This window comes from Bacillus sp. P4_D3 (assembly GCF_056401855.1).
Map to the genome: position 1 here is coordinate 1 of NZ_JBFUIN010001087.1, position 845 is coordinate 845.

The following is an 845-nucleotide window of genomic DNA, read 5'->3' on the forward strand; positions in this document are numbered from 1 at the left end:
CCCCAAACAGTATGAATAAACTTTTCTCCATTCATTACTGTTTCAAGTTTATCCCGCAAATTACTAATATGAACCATCACAGTTTTATTTGAACCATAACCATCTTCATTCCAAACGCGTTCAAAAATTTCTTCGGAACTAAAGACTCTTCCTGTATTACTCGTAAGTAAATATAAAATATCAAATTCAATAGATGTGAGTTTAATATATTCTCCATTTACTTTAACAGTATGATTATGTTTATGTATTTCAACAGAACGAATACGAATAATACCATCTTCATTCTTTTGGGAAGTAGCATTTTGGAAAGAGGATCTTCGTAATAAAGCTTTCACTCTAGCCACTAATTCTAGTGGATTAAATGGTTTAATCATATAATCATCTGCGCCGGTCATAAGTCCTAAAATTTTATCCATATCTTCAGCCTTTGCACTAAGCATAAGGATAGGTACAGTATTATTTTCACGCACTTCTTGACAAACTTCCAATCCGTTTCGTTTGGGCATCATAATATCCAAAATCATAAGGTCAACTTCATATGTAGATATCATTTGTAATGCTTCATCACCATCATAAGCTTTATAAATGTTATAGCCTTCATTTCGTAAATAAACAGCCAGTAATTCTACAATATCTTTATCATCATCAATAATTAATATGTTTTTATTCATTTTATAGTTAGTTCCTTTCCTTACAATTAATCAACATTACTATAATATCAAACATTTATGTATTTTGTAGTAATGTTTCTACATAAAATTTCATGTATCGTATTAAAAAGGAATTAAAACATTCATAACGAATATAAAATAAGAAGGATATTTAAACTCCACATTATACTGAAA

The 845-nt window shown here is 28.9% G+C and carries 1 protein-coding gene; it reads right to left on the minus strand.

Annotated features, from left to right (window positions below; all coding sequences use genetic code 11):
* A partial coding sequence (locus AC1DTM_RS29430) for a response regulator transcription factor (RefSeq protein WP_477001583.1) occupies window positions 1-671 on the minus strand: 671 nt, incomplete at its 3' end.
* Between the last annotated feature and the right edge of the window lie 174 nt (window positions 672-845).